This is a genomic window from Marinomonas sp. GJ51-14 (genome assembly GCF_055808695.1).
The window spans coordinates 594,805-607,931 of record NZ_CM147879.1 but is presented as its reverse complement, the minus strand read 5'-3'; the positions used below and the strand labels follow the sequence as shown (position 1 = coordinate 607,931).

Sequence of the window (13,127 nt, the reverse complement as noted above, 5' to 3'; positions counted from 1 at the left end):
AAATATATATTAAAGATATATCTTCAGGGAATATCTTTGAAGGTTAGTATGATTTTTTATGTTAGCTTATTTTTAACAGGTCTAGGTTACTGTGTTTTTTCTAGCTCTTTTAAGAAGGTTTCTAAAACAAGGTTTGAGCGTGCGCCTTTTCGAGTAATAGACGAAAATTGCGTCACATAATGGCATTGGGTTGGCAAGATAGCACGCATACGGCCATCACGAATCCAGTGTTCTGCTACGTGGTCAGGCAAAAATCCAATGTAACGTCCCGTTAAAATAAGAAATGCGATACCTTCTCGGTCTGTGGCAGTTGCACTGGCTGTTAACGGTTGATGTTGAGTTTTGATTTCCGGTGTCTGTGCATAGGCCGGCAAAACAGCGTCGAATTCCTTGAGTTTAGCTTTGGATATCTTCTTATCGTCGACCCTAAAAAGGGGATGTGTGTCGCTGCAATAGAGTTTAGATTCCTCTTGGTAAAGGTGGTTATAATCTAATCCGCTGAGGATTTTTAGATCAGGAATTATACCAATATGTAAGGTTCCATCTAATACGCCTCTTTCCACATCATTAGGTGGAATCATTCTAATGTTAATTGTCACTTGTGGGCCTTTGTCTTTTAACCCAGCTAATGCTCTGGTGATACGAGTATGAGGTAGGGTCACCAGGTTATCTGTTATTCCTATGTTTAATTCGCCTTTTAAGTGCTGGTGGAGGGCGTTGATATGGGTGCGAAAATCCTCGATAGAAGATAAAAGTTGAAGAGTATGGTCGTAAACTTGACTGCCTTCGTTAGTTAGAGAAAACCCGGAGCGCCCACGTTGGCAAAGTCGAAAACCTAATCGTGTTTCTAAATCAGAGATAGCTATGCTGATGGCTGCACGACTAATGTTGAGCTCTACTTCAGCTGCCGAAAAGCCGCCAGATTCAACAACTGTTTTGAAAATTCGTAAGATCCTAAGATCGGCATCACTGACCTGACTTTTAAACTTTTTCATTTGTTTGCCTTTTTTGTTTTAGTCACAGGAATTTGGATGAAATTTAGTTAACTAAAAGATTAACTAAGCGTTAATAAAATAGGGTTTTTATAATCTATTACTCTGGCATAGTAGAGTCAATACAGATTCATTTATATAGACGAATACAGAGTAAAACCCTGTTCGTCATTATTTATTGAACGGTTTTACTTACTTATTTTGCCTAATTAATAGGGAGCGCTCATGGAAATTATCGGACATTTGATTGGTGGCAAGCTGTCACAAGAATCGACACGCACCCAAGATGTTTTTAACCCAGCAACAGGTTTAGTCGCGAAAAAAGTGGCTATTGCTTCGAAAGCGACTGTGGAAGAAGCTATTGCCGTTGCTCAAGCCGCTTATCCTGAATGGCGCAATACACCGCCCTTAAAGCGTGCTCGTGTAATGTTTAATTACAAAGCCTTATTAGAAAAACATTCAGATAAAATCTGTGAATTGATAGGTGCTGAACACGGGAAAATTTGTCATGACGCTGCAGGTGAATTGCAACGTGGTATCGAGAATGTTGAGTACGCATGTGGCGCGCCAGAATTACTTAAAGGTGAATTCAGTAAAAATGTGGGACCAAATATCGACTCATGGAGTGAATTTCAGCCATTAGGTGTTGTGGCTGGTATTACACCATTTAACTTTCCAGCGATGGTGCCTTTATGGATGTTTCCAATGGCGATTGTTTGCGGTAACACTTTTGTTCTTAAACCATCTGAGCGTGACCCAAGTACAGCATTGTTTATCGCCGAGCTTTTGCACGAAGCTGGATTACCTCCAGGTGTTTTCAACGTGGTAAACGGTGATAAAGAAGCAGTTGATACTTTATTAGAAGACTCTCGCGTGAAAGCCGTCAGCTTTGTTGGTTCAACGCCAATTGCAGAATACATTTACAGTAAAGCAAGTGCGAACGGTAAGCGTTGTCAGGCTCTAGGCGGTGCGAAAAATCACGCAATTGTAATGCCTGATGCAGATATGGATAACGTGGTAAGTCAATTATTAGGCGCTGCATTTGGTTCTTCTGGTGAGCGTTGTATGGCGCTTTCGGTTGCTGTAGCCGTAGGGAAATCAGCAGGTGATGCTTTAATAAGTAAAATGGCTGAAGCTATGAAGCCGCTTAAAGTAGGTGAGTGCTCAGACAAAACTAATGATTTTGGCCCTGTCATTACGCAAGAGCATAAGAACAAAGTGGTTGGTTTTATTGATAGTGCAGAAGCACAAGGTGCCACTGTGGTTGTTGATGGTCGTAATCCATCTGTTGTAGGTTATGAAAAAGGTTTCTTTGTGGGAGCGACTTTAATTGATGGCGTAACTAAAGAGATGGATAGCTATCAACAAGAAATTTTCGGGCCTGTTTTACAAGTGGTTCGAGTCGACACTATGGATGAGGCCATGGCGCTGATTAATGACCATGAATATGGCAATGGTACTTGTATTTTCACTCGTGATGGTGAAGCTGCACGTTATTTCTCTGATCATATCGAAGTTGGTATGGTTGGCATCAATGTGCCATTACCTGTTCCAGTGGCGTATCACAGCTTTGGTGGTTGGAAGCGTTCATTGTTTGGTGATTTACATGCTTATGGCCCTGATGCTGTTCGTTTTTACACCAAACGTAAAACCATTACTCAACGCTGGCCTTCGGCTGGCGTACGAGAGGGTAAGAGCTTCGCTTTCCCATCTTAAATCCCGTGCATTTCTAAGCTTGAATTCAGGCTATATTATTAGAAGTGTCTTTTGGACCGCTTATCTTTTGATAAGCGGTCTTTTTTTATCTAAAATTTTTCCAAGCTATTGTCCAAGGCTGTTTTATTTGTACAGGTTTTGATCTAATCTGATGGAATGTTACTATATTTTTTTAATTCATAAGATGCAGCATGGAGACTATAAAAATGCGTTTGTATGTGACTAAGTTGTTCACGTGTTTACTGACGTTTTCATTATTAGGTTGTGCTGCATCTTCTAGCCAAGAAAATATGAAATCTGTTGGCGAATTGAGTTTTGAAGTTAAAGATGACACTGCTTATTTGTCTGGAGTGCTAGGCAGTGATCTGGTTGATCGATTAAGTAATTTCGTAAAAGAAAACCCAAATGTCACTGATCTTGTTTTGGTGGATATCCATGGATCTTTTGATCAGCAAGCAACAATGGAAGGTGCGCGTTTGATTCGTCGTCTTGGTTTGAATACTCGTATTGCACCAACTGGTTTTGTGCTTTCTGGCGGTGTTGATCTATTCTTAGGTGGTGTAGAAAGAATTATTGGTGCGGGTGCTGGCGTTGGTGTTCATGCTTGGTCTGATGGTACTAAGATAAAAGCCGCAAACATAAACAGTGCTGATCCTGTGCATGCTGCCTATGTAAATTTCTATTTAGAAATGGGGGTTTCTGATCGCTTTTATTGGTTCTCACTTGAGGCTGCGCCAGACGATAGAGTGTATTTTTTGTCACCAGAAGAAGTGTATGATTTCCAACTTGCCACACAATAAAAATTAAAGCTGAAAATGCGGTGGATAATGTATGGAACAAATAGAACTGTTTACCATAGAAAGTCCCTGCAAAGGTGTTTGTGAAAACAGTGCGAAAGGTTTTTGCAAAGGTTGCTTACGTAGTCGTGAAGAACGGTTTCAATGGTTTTCTATATCCAATGAAGCTCGTCATGGCATTTTGGATCTTTGTAAGCAGCGTCGCGCTCGCTTATTGAAAGCGCGACAAGATCGTTTAGACGCCGATTCTGCAAAAGCCTTACCTTATGGAATGGAAGATGAGCCAGAGGCGGACCTCTTCGAACTTACTAATGATTAAAAATAAATAACTCGCTAAATAACTTAACGAGCTAGTTTTCAAAAATTGCATCAAGTGCTTCAGACAAGCGTTCCACACCAATTACTTTCATGCCTGCTATTGGCTTTTTCGGGCAATTGGCTTTTGGTACAACGGCTCTGGTAAATCCGTGCTTGGCCGCCTCACTGATGCGTTCTTGGCCTGATGGCACAGGGCGTATTTCTCCGGATAAACCTACTTCACCCAATACAACTAAATCGTGCGGTAAGACTCTGTCTCGGAAGCTAGACACGACAGCAGAAATTGCCGCGAGATCCGCACTGGTTTCCAGTACTTTTACACCACCAACCACGTTCAAATACACATCTTGATCTGCCGTATGTAAGCCGCCATGTTTGTGTAAAACAGCGAGTAACATTGCTAATCGGTTATGATCAAAGCCAACGGTAACACGTCTTGGGTTACCTAATGCAGAATCATCCACCAGAGCTTGAAGTTCGACTAGTAAAGGTCGTGTACCTTCCCATACCACCATAACCAGACTGCCAGCAGCTGGGTGATTGCTTCGGTTTAAGAAAATAGAGCTTGGGTTTTTGACTTCTTTTAGACCATTTTCGAGCATGGCAAAAACCCCTAGTTCATTAATGGCACCAAAGCGGTTTTTCATGCCGCGAAGTGTTCTAAAACGAGAGTCTTCAGAACCTTCCAATAAAACTGAGCAATCGACCATGTGCTCAAGTACTTTTGGTCCAGCTAATGTACCGTCTTTGGTGACGTGACCAACTAGTAGCACGGCTGTTTGGGTTTGTTTAGCAAAGCGGGTTAAGACTGCAGCGCTTTCTCTTACTTGAGATACGCTACCTGGGGCTGATTCAATACCATCCAAATGCATAACTTGAATGGAGTCGATTACCATGACTTTCGGTTTTACTTGTTGAGCGATATTTAAAATGGCTTCTACATTGGTTTCAGAAAGCATTTTCAAATTTTGTGTCGGCAAACCTAAACGCTGAGCACGCATAGCAACCTGTTGTAAGGATTCTTCTCCTGTTACATATAAGGCACTTTGTTCTTGTGCTAACCAGCACATGGTTTGCAGTAATAATGTACTTTTACCTGCACCAGGCGAGCCACCAATTAATACCACACCACCTGGAACCAAACCGCCCCCAAGAACACGATCAAATTCATGGGCACCAGAGCTAAAGCGAGGCACATCACCTAAATCAATGTCGGATAGATTCTGAATACCAGTAATCGCGCCCGCATAGCCTTGATAACGAGGGTCTTGATTGGCAGCAACGCGCGCTGATGTTTTACTAGAAGTGAGGCGTATTTCTGATAGGGAGTTCCATGCGTTACAAGCTTGGCATTGGCCTTGCCATTTTGCATAGTCGGCTCCACATTCATTACATACAAAAGCGGTTTTTGCTTTGGCCATGAGATTCTCTTTGTGTTCTTTGAGTCAATGTAAAAGCGTCAGTACGCTTTTTTTGAATAAGGTTGCACTATGGCGTCCATGTTATCACAGAAAATATAGCCGCAAAGGTGCGGCTATATAGCATTTTTTCTCGATAAGGCGCTTATGTTTTATACTTCCAATTAACAGAATAAAGGTCCGTACGACGATCTTTTAAGTTATTTACAGACCCTTCACTTCGTGTTTGTTTGAGCTTGTCTAGATCAAGATCTGAGAACATGATCATCTCTGTATTCGGTGTTGTTTCTGCCATGACCGCATCATGTGGGTAGGAGAAGTCAGAAGGGGAGAATACTGAGCTTTGTGCATATTGGATGTCTAAGTTTTCCACTTGAGGCAGGTTGCCACAGCTACCACAGATAACCACATAACATTCATTTTCAATAGCGCGGGCTTGAGCGCAACGACGTACACGCAAATAACCATTTTTAGTATCTGTCCAAAAAGGAACAAACAGAATGTCCATATCTTGTGCGGCTAATAATCGGCCTAACTCAGGGAACTCAACATCATAACAAATCAAAATACCCACACGGCCTGCGTCAGTATCAAATACACGAAGGTCGTTCCCACCTTGAATGATCCAGTCACGGCGTTCATGGGGGGTAATATGTATTTTCTTTTGTTCTTCTACTGTTCCGTCACGTCGACATAAGTAACTGATGTTGTAGAGAATGTCGTCTTCCATCAAGGGCATGGACCCTGTGATGACGTTGATGTTGTAACTGACGGCCAATTGCGACATTTCATTTTTAAAGCGTTCTGTAAAACTGGCAAGAAAACGAATTGCTTCAGTTTGGTTGCTTTGATCTGGGCTTAAGCCAATTAAAGGCGCGTTGAAGAATTCAGGGAAAAGCACAAAGTCACTTTTATAATCAGATACAGCATCAACAAAGTACTCAACTTGTTTGAGTAACTCATCAACACTTTCTACTTCTCGCATTTGCCATTGAATCGCACCAATACGAACTTGTGTTTTACGAGAGCGGATAACACTGGTTTCTGGTACGTAAAAAATGTTCTTCCACTCTAAAAGTGTTGCATAGCCCTGAGATTTTTCGTCCTCTGGCATGTAACGTTTTAGTAAGCGAGTGACCTGGAAATCATTCGATAACTGGAAAGTCAAAATCGGGTCGTAAATTTTGCGTTCACGCACGGCTTCTAAATATTCTGCCGGATTCATTTCATGGGCGTGTTCATGATAATTCGGAATACGGCCGCCGGCTAAAATCGCCCGTAAGTTATGTTGGCGACAAAGTTCTTTTCTTGCTTCATATAAACGGCGACCAAGACGGTAACCTCGATATTCAGGTGCAATTAACGCATCTAAGCCATACATAGCGTCGCCTAGATCGTCGTTTAGAATATTTTCTTTTTGATCGATCAAATCATCATAAGTATGTGGGTTACTGAAGCGCTGGTAGCTTACTTGAACAGACAAAGCGAGACCGACAATTTTGCCGTGATCTTCAAGGCAAATTTGCCCCTCAGGAAAATCTTTAATGAGCTTATGTATGGTGTGTTCAGGCCAAGCCCCGCCAATATCGTGATAAACCTTATCCATTAACGTTTTCACTTGTTCGTAATCATTGTTGGTGAGATTACGGATAGTTAAATGTAAGTCTTCTCGCATTTTGGCTCCTTTGAGGCGTTTATATATGCATAACAGAATACTGATGTGATCATAGCGCTTATTAGTGTCATGGGGGTGTTAAATTTGTTGTTTAGCCTCTAAAAAATGTAACAGCAGAAAAAAGAAAACCCCTGCCGAGGCGAGGGTCTTGATTAGAAAGCAGTTTGAACTTTCTCAATATATCTTAGAAGAGTTACTTCTTGAATTCAGGGTACGCTTCCATACCACATTCAGAAAGGTCAACACCTTCGTATTCTTCTTCTTCGCTAACACGAACACCCATGATGGCTTTGATGATCAACCAAACAACTAGGCTTGTTACGAATACCCAAACGAAGATAGTAAGAGCGCCAGCGATTTGTCCGCCGAATGTAGTACCGTCGTTTGTTAGAGGAACAGCTAGCAAGCCCCAAAGACCAACAACACCGTGAACAGAGATAGCGCCCACTGGATCATCAATTTTTAGCTTGTCTAGAGTCAGGATGGAAACAACAACTATCATACCACCAACTAAACCGATTAAAGTCGCGCCTAGTGCAGAAGGTGTATCAGGACCTGCTGTAATAGCAACCAAACCAGCTAGTGCGCCGTTTAGAAGCATAGTTAGATCGGCTTTACCGAACAAGATACGAGCTAGAATAAGTGCACCGATTGCGCCACCAGCTGCTGCTGTATTTGTGTTCAAGAACACCATAGCAACAGAGTTAGCACTTGCGATATCGCCAAGTTTCAAAACAGAACCACCGTTGAAACCGAACCAACCCATCCAAAGGATCAATGTACCTAATGTAGCAAGAGGTAGATTAGCACCAGGAATAGCACGTACTTCGCCGTTTGGACCGTATTTTCCTTTACGAGCACCAAGTACTAGAACACCTGCCAATGCTGCAGAAGCACCCGCCATGTGAACAATACCAGAACCTGCAAAGTCAGTGAAACCTAGGTCACCAAGGCTAAACATACCGAATACAGAACCGCCACCCCAAGTCCAGTTACCTTCCATTGGATAGATAAAACCAGTCATGACTACAGCGAATGCTAGGAAAGCCCAAAGCTTCATACGCTCAGCAACGGCACCAGAAACGATGGACATTGCAGTTGCTACGAATACAACTTGGAAGAAGAAATCAGAAGCGCCAGAGTAGATAGAACCACCCTCGAAGCCACCATCACGACCGGCAAAGTCAGATAGAGTAGAATCTACATCTACACTTTGAATACCAGTTAAGAACCACTCGCCACCGTACATTACGGAATAACCACATACTAGGTACATGATGCAAGAGATGGCAAACAAAGCCACGTTCTTAGTTAGAATTTCTGTGGTGTTTTTAGCACGTACTAGACCTGCTTCCAGCATGGCAAAGCCAGCTGCCATCCACATAACCAGTGCGCCACACACCAAGAAGTAAAAGGTGTCCATGGCATATTGTAAGTGAAAAATTTGATCTTGCATGTTTCGCCCCCCTAAAGGCTTGTAAGATTCGAACAGTATTAAACTGCTTCGACGCCAGTCTCGCCGGTACGAATACGGACCGCCTGTTCAAGGTTAACGATAAAGATTTTACCGTCGCCGATTTTGCCAGTGTTTGCAGCGCCTGTAATGGCTTCAACAACTTGGTCTGTCATGTCGTCTGCAATAGCAAGTTCGATTTTTACTTTAGGTAAAAAATCTACAACATATTCCGCGCCACGGTATAACTCTGTGTGGCCTTTTTGACGTCCGAAACCTTTTACTTCTGTAACGGTGATACCTTGAACACCAATTTCAGAAAGTGCTTCTCGAACATCATCCAGTTTAAATGGTTTGATGATGGCAGTTATAAGCTTCATACCCACTGTCTCCCTTTATAAAGTCAGTTTTATTGTTCATATCGCAGGTAAATAGCTTTATTCAATATGCGTGCCAGCTATTGATGTGTCCTTAGATTAAAGGCTTTGTAAGGATTTTGTCGGCTTTTGGGAATTAAAACGAGTGGTGAATCGCTCTGTTTAGTGCGGCATATTGGGCTGTCTTTATATTATGTCGCTTCAATTTAGTGCGACTTCTTTATTTATCTGCGCCGTTTTGTCTTGTAAGTACTTTATCTTCTTGCTTCTAATCAATAAAAAGAACCGCCTAAAAAATCATAGGTTGGCTTTATTTAAGGGCTTTGCATCAAAAAAATTCATTCAATGGAAAGTTTTCGCACAAAAAAGAGGCGGAAAATAATGGGGCAAATCAAAAATGCACTCTTGTTGTTTGTTGAAAACCTTTAGATCACTGATTGATAAACAAGATGACTTGTTTGTACCTTTCATCGACCTCTATACTATGCACACTATTAAGTAAGACTGTGTATTATTTAGGTATTAGTCAGACAACGTATGAGAATGACATGATTGATCAATTTATTAAGCAACTAGGTTCTGGTTTAGAGCAAGCGGCAGAGGCATTAGGCAAATTACCAAAAGAGGAAATCGAAGCTCAGTTACATGAAGTGGCTCGTAATACGCTAACTAAAATGGACTTAGTTACGCGAGAAGAGTTCGAAGTGCAAGAGGCCATGTTGGCAAAATATCGAACCAAGCTTGTTGCTTTAGAAGCGCGTTTGAATGAACTGGAAGCTGAATCAAAAAGCTAAGTTAAATAAGTAGGCTTTAGTTCTGCTGTCTATTTCCAACCCTGCTTCCAGTTATCAGCAGAAGACAGTGATTGCCAAGGCAAGCAATATTGGTGTTTATTGATGACAGCCTCAATTACACATTCAGTGACTTTGTCTTGTTCATCACGAATTAGCTCAGTGACAATAAAATGCTTCTCTTTGTGAGTGGGTGATGTGGAAGTCCATTTAGACAGAAGTAATTTGTTCGGGTTTATTTGATGCATATTTTTAATTCAACCTTTTAGTTGGTTCTTTTATTGTATGTAGAGCGAATAGAAAAACGAACATCTAGAAAAACTGTATACGAGAATAATGACGAAATGGATTGTTCGTCATACATTATTTGCCATACATGGTTTGTCATGAATAGGCACAAAATACGATCAAGGAGTGATCATGAGTTTAGCTACTATTTACAGTCGTGCCCGTGTGGGCGTGTCTTCCCCTTTGGTTACCGTTGAAACTCATATTTCAAACGGCTTACCTTCCTTAAATATAGTGGGTTTACCCGAAGCGGCTGTGCGTGAATCTAAAGATAGAGTGCGCAGCGCAATTATTAACAGTCATTTTGAGTTTCCCACTCGTAGAGTCACCATCAACCTTGCTCCTGCTGATTTACCTAAAGAAGGTGGGCGTTATGATTTGGCTATTGCCATTAGCGTGCTGGCAGCATCAGGTCAATTAGGTGAAGTTCATTTAGGTGATATGGAATTTATTGGTGAGTTGGCTTTGTCTGGCGATATTCGAGGTGTCCCAGGTTTATTACCTTCTGCCATTGCTTGTCATAATTCGAATCGACAGTTAATTTTGCCAGAAGACAATCAACAAGAGGCGGCATTAGTCGAGGGCAATTCTGTATTTGCCAAACACCTAACTCAAGTGACGGCGCATCTTTTGAAGCTTTCTGCCTTACCTACCTGTGTTTCCAAGTCCGTCGAACCTTTACCTTTAGATCACAAAGATATGCGCGATGTGAAAGGGCAATATCAAGCACGACGTGCGTTGGAAGTCGCTGCAGCAGGTGGTCATAATCTGTTGTTTATTGGTCCTGCTGGGACAGGGAAAACCATGTTGGCTTCGCGATTACCAAGCATTATGCCCACGATGACAGAAGAGGAGGCTTTGGCCGTGGCGTCTGTGCAATCTGTCGCGGGGCGAAAAATGGGGCTGGATTGGCATTGGTCTGAACGTCCATTTCGGTCTCCTCATCACTCTTGTTCTGCCGCGGCGCTAGTAGGTGGTGTAAGGAATATTGCTATTTGATAATGAATTATTACAATTGATATTTCATAGTGATAAATGATATTGAAAATTCCGTTGATGTAGAGATTACTTAAATGAAAAATATGTTCATTACCAATTAGTTTAGAATTGATCGAGGATGTGAGCGGTGAGAGAGTAATAAGCCAGCTATATTTTTGGCTTCTATTGGGCTTTTAGAAACATAAGTGGTGCTGCTTGACTTGATAGCATTCCTCCTAGATTTTCTAATGGTTTCTTTTATATATTATATGTCTGTTTTTAGGAGCTCCAAAAATGCATCTTTTGCTCTGTGATAACCTGTTTCTTTATTCCATATGAAAAAATTATGAATAGGTTTTAATTCAGCAAATGAGTACCCTTTTATACCGCCTATTGACTTAAATTGTTCATATATACCTTTAGGGACTAATGATACTCCAGTCCCAGAGCTTACACACCCAAGAATAGTTCCATAGCTTGCTATACTGGTGATGGGGACAAAAACATCGCTCTCTGAGAGCCAAATTTCTAGCGCTTTCCTATATGGGCAACCATCAGGCCACATATAAATATTCTTGCCAATTAGACTTTCTGCTGAATCAATATTATTCAACATAGAAGATGCGATTATGATCAATTCTTCTTCATAGATCTTTTCACAATTAACCTTTGGGTGAGCACTTTTAATTGCAATAACAGCACCGTCAATTTCATGGTTTACAACCTTGTGTTCTAAATTTTTCCATGTGTCAGTAGAGAACTCAATTGTAACTCCTGGATAAGATTGATGATATTGAGATAATAGCTTAGGTAATCTACTTGTTGCTGAAGATTCAATGGCTCCAATACTAAGCTGACCTATAGGGGGAGTCGGAGCTGATGGATCTTTTAGCCTCGTTACAAAGAGTGAGGATTTTATTTGTGTACTCTAAAAAAATGATTCCAGAAGGGCTAAGGATCAAACCACGTCCTTTTCTTATGAACAGTAATACTCCTAACTCTTCCTCTAAATGTTTGATCCTTGTTGTGACGTTTGAAGGGACACAATGGAGTTGCTCCGCAGCTCTTGCAATGCTTCCAGTATCTGTAATTTTCTTAAACATTCGTAACTGAGATAGCTCCATGATTGATCACTTTAAAAGACTTGTCGAATCAATATAAGTCACTTTTACTTACCTTTCTAGCACATTATCTTTATTAGTAGGGAGTAGCAAAGCGTGGAGACACGATAATGAAGGTTATTTAGGATTTTTTGACTATAAGGAGCTCACATGACTACAGATGTAATTGAACGACATCAAAAACCTTTATTATCTAAAGGTTCTTTTCAAGGAATGCAAGAATTTGGTGAAGCATTTATTTCCAAATTACCTAGTCATATAGAATCACTAAAAATACATGGGCGAAAAATTTCTGGTTTAGAAAAAAAAGATCCTGTATTTGCCCAGGTTGATAATGTTGATGCAATTCAAAGCATGATGCTTGAAGTTCTTCTTGACCCTATTACACGTGAAGCTCAGTTCCATACTGAGAAAGCATTCATGGCTTTGTTAGACAAGGATGTTGTTGATGTAGGTTTGCTTAAATTCTTCAATGGGTGGAATGAAACTCATAAGACAACGAGCTTAGTGTCAGCAAAGCTTATTATGCGCCTTGCTGCTGATACGGCTTTTATTCATCCATGTAAGTCATCAGGCTACTCTTTAACTATGGCTCATATGTATGAAGTTGCAAAAGATGATTTTGGTTTAGGTCACAAAGGCCATGATGGAATGTATAAATATTTGGCTGAGGCTTTTGGTTGCGAACAATGGATTAGTCCTAGCTATCAAATACAGGAATGCAATGATTTTTCTGATTTTCTTTATTCAATAGGAGTAAATAGTCACAAAGCACCTGTTGAATCAACTGAATACATTCAATCTACCCTTAGTGCAATGATGGTTTCGATATCATCAGAGCTTTGGAATGGAAGGGAGTATAATTACATTGCTCAATATATTGATAAAAAGCTTCTGAAAATAAAACCCTTTTTGGTTGATGATGATAAAGCATTTAAAAATGCTAGAAGTTATATTTTTTCTCACTCGAGTGAAGTTGAAAACAAACATGGGTTACATGCTTTAGCTGCCGTATGCGTTTATTCTCAACTATACAATATTTCTTTTGATATTGATCAATTGAAACTAACAATGCTCGATTATAACTCAAAAGTTGGTAAAACTTTTTGTGCTCTTCATCAAGCTCTTACAGAGTAAAACAAATAAATATACATATCCCTATTATAAGACTCAAGTATCATTTAGATAGAGGGATATATCTTT

At 40.7% G+C, this 13,127-nt stretch carries 14 protein-coding genes; 6 read left to right on the top strand and 8 right to left on the bottom strand.

Translation table 11 applies throughout. The features are described 5' to 3' along the window. Window positions 1-86: 86 nt before the first annotated feature. On the bottom strand, window positions 87-995 hold the full coding sequence (locus AC0L3Y_RS02975; protein ID WP_473468569.1) for a LysR family transcriptional regulator: 909 nt from the start codon (window positions 993-995) through the stop codon (window positions 87-89). 222 nt (window positions 996-1,217) lie between these two features. Here AC0L3Y_RS02975 and AC0L3Y_RS02970 point away from each other — a divergent pair, with 222 nt between their 5' ends. The 3 genes from AC0L3Y_RS02970 to AC0L3Y_RS02960 all read left to right on the top strand — a co-directional run bounded on the left by AC0L3Y_RS02970 (window position 1,218) and on the right by AC0L3Y_RS02960 (window position 3,824). Then, on the top strand, window positions 1,218-2,708 hold the full coding sequence (locus AC0L3Y_RS02970) for a CoA-acylating methylmalonate-semialdehyde dehydrogenase (RefSeq protein ID WP_473468566.1): 1,491 nt from the start codon (window positions 1,218-1,220) through the stop codon (window positions 2,706-2,708). 191 nt (window positions 2,709-2,899) lie between these two features. After that, window positions 2,900-3,508 (top strand): COG3904 family protein, encoded by a 609-nt coding sequence (locus AC0L3Y_RS02965; protein WP_473468563.1) that lies wholly within the window; start codon window positions 2,900-2,902, stop codon window positions 3,506-3,508. A 31-nt stretch (window positions 3,509-3,539) separates the two neighbouring features. After that, window positions 3,540-3,824 (top strand): DUF1289 domain-containing protein, encoded by a 285-nt coding sequence (locus tag AC0L3Y_RS02960; protein WP_473468562.1) that lies wholly within the window; start codon window positions 3,540-3,542, stop codon window positions 3,822-3,824. Window positions 3,825-3,855: 31 nt separating this feature from the next. Here AC0L3Y_RS02960 and radA read toward each other — a convergent pair whose 3' ends face one another. The 4 genes from radA to glnK all read right to left on the bottom strand — a co-directional run bounded on the left by radA (window position 3,856) and on the right by glnK (window position 8,749). After that, window positions 3,856-5,244 (bottom strand): DNA repair protein RadA, encoded by a 1,389-nt coding sequence (gene radA / locus AC0L3Y_RS02955; protein ID WP_473468560.1) that lies wholly within the window; start codon window positions 5,242-5,244, stop codon window positions 3,856-3,858. Between the two features lie 142 nt (window positions 5,245-5,386). Further along, window positions 5,387-6,916 carry a GNAT family N-acetyltransferase gene (locus AC0L3Y_RS02950; RefSeq protein WP_473468558.1) on the bottom strand — a complete coding sequence of 510 codons (1,530 nt, stop codon included), beginning with the start codon at window positions 6,914-6,916 and terminating at the stop codon, window positions 5,387-5,389. A gap of 193 nt (window positions 6,917-7,109) precedes the next feature. Then, window positions 7,110-8,372, bottom strand: a complete 1,263-nt coding sequence (locus tag AC0L3Y_RS02945; RefSeq protein ID WP_473468554.1) for an ammonium transporter — start codon at window positions 8,370-8,372, stop codon at window positions 7,110-7,112. A 38-nt stretch (window positions 8,373-8,410) separates the two neighbouring features. After that, window positions 8,411-8,749, bottom strand: coding sequence for a P-II family nitrogen regulator (gene glnK / locus AC0L3Y_RS02940; protein WP_024023270.1), 339 nt, complete (start codon window positions 8,747-8,749; stop codon window positions 8,411-8,413). Between the two features lie 545 nt (window positions 8,750-9,294). On the opposite strand from glnK, the gene AC0L3Y_RS02935 reads away from it, so the two are divergent. Beyond that, a complete protein-coding gene (locus AC0L3Y_RS02935; protein WP_473468550.1) occupies window positions 9,295-9,540 on the top strand; it encodes an accessory factor UbiK family protein in 246 nt (81 codons plus the stop codon). Window positions 9,541-9,569: 29 nt separating this feature from the next. Here the strand turns inward: AC0L3Y_RS02935 and AC0L3Y_RS02930 are convergent, their stop codons facing one another. Beyond that, entirely contained in the window at window positions 9,570-9,785 is a 216-nt protein-coding gene (locus AC0L3Y_RS02930) for a TIGR02450 family Trp-rich protein (protein ID WP_473468546.1), read from the bottom strand. A gap of 172 nt (window positions 9,786-9,957) precedes the next feature. On the opposite strand from AC0L3Y_RS02930, the gene AC0L3Y_RS02925 reads away from it, so the two are divergent. Next, window positions 9,958-10,824 carry a YifB family Mg chelatase-like AAA ATPase gene (locus tag AC0L3Y_RS02925; protein WP_473468543.1) on the top strand — a complete coding sequence of 289 codons (867 nt, stop codon included), beginning with the start codon at window positions 9,958-9,960 and terminating at the stop codon, window positions 10,822-10,824. A 244-nt stretch (window positions 10,825-11,068) separates the two neighbouring features. On the opposite strand, the gene AC0L3Y_RS02920 is transcribed toward AC0L3Y_RS02925, so the two are convergent. Together AC0L3Y_RS02920 and AC0L3Y_RS02915 are read right to left on the bottom strand one after the other, a co-directional pair. Further along, complete coding sequence (locus AC0L3Y_RS02920) at window positions 11,069-11,665, bottom strand: LysR substrate-binding domain-containing protein (protein WP_473470579.1); 597 nt, start codon at window positions 11,663-11,665, stop codon at window positions 11,069-11,071. Continuing rightward, the gene (locus AC0L3Y_RS02915; RefSeq protein WP_473468538.1) at window positions 11,652-11,927 is read right to left on the bottom strand and encodes a LysR family transcriptional regulator; all 276 of its coding nucleotides are present in this window, start codon (window positions 11,925-11,927) and stop codon (window positions 11,652-11,654) included. The genes AC0L3Y_RS02920 and AC0L3Y_RS02915 overlap by 14 nt, the downstream gene beginning before the upstream one ends. A gap of 147 nt (window positions 11,928-12,074) precedes the next feature. On the opposite strand from AC0L3Y_RS02915, the gene AC0L3Y_RS02910 reads away from it, so the two are divergent. Next, window positions 12,075-13,061: a hypothetical protein gene (locus AC0L3Y_RS02910; RefSeq protein WP_473468536.1), complete on the top strand. Its 987-nt coding sequence runs from the start codon at window positions 12,075-12,077 to the stop codon at window positions 13,059-13,061. The last annotated feature ends 66 nt before the right edge of the window (window positions 13,062-13,127 follow it).

Excerpts from the sequence above, each read along its gene's own strand:
- AC0L3Y_RS02975 (WP_473468569.1), bottom strand. The coding sequence starts at position 995 with ATGAAAAAGTTTAAAAGTCAGGTCAGTGATGCCGATCTTAGGATCTTA.
- AC0L3Y_RS02970 (WP_473468566.1), top strand. The coding sequence starts at position 1,218 with ATGGAAATTATCGGACATTTGATTGGTGGCAAGCTGTCACAAGAATCG.
- AC0L3Y_RS02910 (WP_473468536.1), top strand. The coding sequence starts at position 12,075 with ATGACTACAGATGTAATTGAACGACATCAAAAACCTTTATTATCTAAA.
- glnK (WP_024023270.1), bottom strand. The coding sequence starts at position 8,749 with ATGAAGCTTATAACTGCCATCATCAAACCATTTAAACTGGATGATGTT.
- AC0L3Y_RS02930 (WP_473468546.1), bottom strand. The coding sequence starts at position 9,785 with ATGCATCAAATAAACCCGAACAAATTACTTCTGTCTAAATGGACTTCC.
- AC0L3Y_RS02950 (WP_473468558.1), bottom strand. The coding sequence starts at position 6,916 with ATGCGAGAAGACTTACATTTAACTATCCGTAATCTCACCAACAATGAT.
- AC0L3Y_RS02945 (WP_473468554.1), bottom strand. The coding sequence starts at position 8,372 with ATGCAAGATCAAATTTTTCACTTACAATATGCCATGGACACCTTTTAC.
- AC0L3Y_RS02960 (WP_473468562.1), top strand. The coding sequence starts at position 3,540 with ATGGAACAAATAGAACTGTTTACCATAGAAAGTCCCTGCAAAGGTGTT.
- AC0L3Y_RS02915 (WP_473468538.1), bottom strand. The coding sequence starts at position 11,927 with ATGGAGCTATCTCAGTTACGAATGTTTAAGAAAATTACAGATACTGGA.
- AC0L3Y_RS02935 (WP_473468550.1), top strand. The coding sequence starts at position 9,295 with ATGATTGATCAATTTATTAAGCAACTAGGTTCTGGTTTAGAGCAAGCG.
- radA (WP_473468560.1), bottom strand. The coding sequence starts at position 5,244 with ATGGCCAAAGCAAAAACCGCTTTTGTATGTAATGAATGTGGAGCCGAC.
- AC0L3Y_RS02925 (WP_473468543.1), top strand. The coding sequence starts at position 9,958 with ATGAGTTTAGCTACTATTTACAGTCGTGCCCGTGTGGGCGTGTCTTCC.
- AC0L3Y_RS02965 (WP_473468563.1), top strand. The coding sequence starts at position 2,900 with ATGGAGACTATAAAAATGCGTTTGTATGTGACTAAGTTGTTCACGTGT.